At 60.6% G+C, this 1,319-nt stretch carries 2 protein-coding genes; one reads left to right on the forward strand and one right to left on the reverse strand.

Annotated features, from left to right (window positions below):
* A partial coding sequence (locus ACFWF3_RS36130) for a hypothetical protein (protein ID WP_379318666.1) occupies positions 1-585 on the forward strand: 585 nt, incomplete at its 5' end.
* A 196-nt stretch (positions 586-781) separates the two neighbouring features.
* On the opposite strand, the gene ACFWF3_RS36135 is transcribed toward ACFWF3_RS36130, so the two are convergent.
* Complete coding sequence (locus ACFWF3_RS36135; RefSeq protein ID WP_378992253.1) at positions 782-1,099, reverse strand: hypothetical protein; 318 nt, start codon at positions 1,097-1,099, stop codon at positions 782-784.
* Between the last annotated feature and the right edge of the window lie 220 nt (positions 1,100-1,319).

Below are 1,319 nucleotides of genomic sequence, written 5' to 3' on the forward strand. Positions count from 1 at the left end.
CTGCGCGGCACTCTCAAAGGAGAAATAGTCATGGCAAATGTGATCGTCGACGAAATGCGATGCCTGGCCGAAACCAACGAAGCCGGCTCGGATGACATCTACGTGATGACGTTCCGCGGCCGAATTCCGTCAAACGGCAGCGTAGCCACAGACACCGAGTTCACCGTCCACGGCGGGATCGACTACTGGGTCAACTTCAATAGCGGTGAGAAAGGTCGCCGCGGCGTTGTGCTCGCAGCATACGATCCAAGGTCCCTCTATGTTGTGCAGATGATCGAGAAGGACAATGGCCGCGATGTCTCCGGCAATGTGCGTGAGCTGTATAAATCTGGCCTCGAGTTGGCGTGGACCGCCGCGTTGGCCCGCACGATCGGGCATTCGGCCAGTGACCGGGTCGCCGTGCTTGTCAGCTCGATCACCAGCGCTATTCGAGGGCTCAACAGCCTCCATATGGAGTTTCCGAAGGGTAATGACGACGAGATCGGAGCGCCACGGCGCCTGATCCTGCCGGCGGGCAACCCCTCGGCAGTTTTGCACTTCGTTGGAGATGGCGGTCATTACCGGACCGCCGTCAGGGTGGCCTGATCAGGCTGCGGTATCGGACAAAGCGTCCCGGACCCCGGTGAGGCCAGGTTTGCCTCTCCGGGGTTTTCGCGATGACCCGAGGGAACTGGGTGAAGGCCTGCCCATGCTGTTCGTGTCGCCGGGTGGATGCCGCACTGACCATGAATCCACGGTAACAACGGGGCGAGTGGGGTGCTGCTCGATCGCGGTGCGTGGCCTACGCCTGAATGACCTCGATGCCCACCAGGGCGTTGAGCGAGTCGCAGCTGGCCCACGACTGGTTCTGTCCGTATTGCGCGGGGCCGTACTTCCAGTAGACGAACGGGACCGGCCACGCGACGCAGGTGAGTTTCACCTGGTGCCAGGTCGGCAGTTCGCAATTGGCCATTCCGCCGGTGTTGAAGATGTTGTAAACGTGACAGTTGGCCTGCCACACCGGAACGTCGGCCTGGGCCACACCGCCACCGACGATGACGGCGGAAGCGGTGGCGGTGGCAACGATGGCGCCGGCGGCGAGTCTCTTCACAGAAAGCATGTCGAACCTCCTGAATTGATGTTGTCTGAGAAATCGCCGGGTGATCGAAAACGTTACTCGGATGACTGCCGTGGGGGCTGATATTCCTGTGTTTCGACTTGTCGAGACAAGTTGCTGATGATGAGCCGAGCTTCCTCTATTCGGCGGCGCGACTGGTGAAGTCGAAGGATCCGCCGTCGATGCCCCAGGAGATGATCCGCTCGGGGTGAATTCGGATGAT

The sequence above is a fragment of the Nocardia sp. NPDC060220 genome (assembly GCF_042727815.1).
Taxonomy (GTDB): domain Bacteria; phylum Actinomycetota; class Actinomycetes; order Mycobacteriales; family Mycobacteriaceae; genus Nocardia.

Bases quoted from the DNA above. Each gene is read 5' to 3' on its own strand.
- ACFWF3_RS36135 (WP_378992253.1), bottom strand. From the start codon at position 1,099: ATGCTTTCTGTGAAGAGACTCGCCGCCGGCGCCATCGTTGCCACCGCC.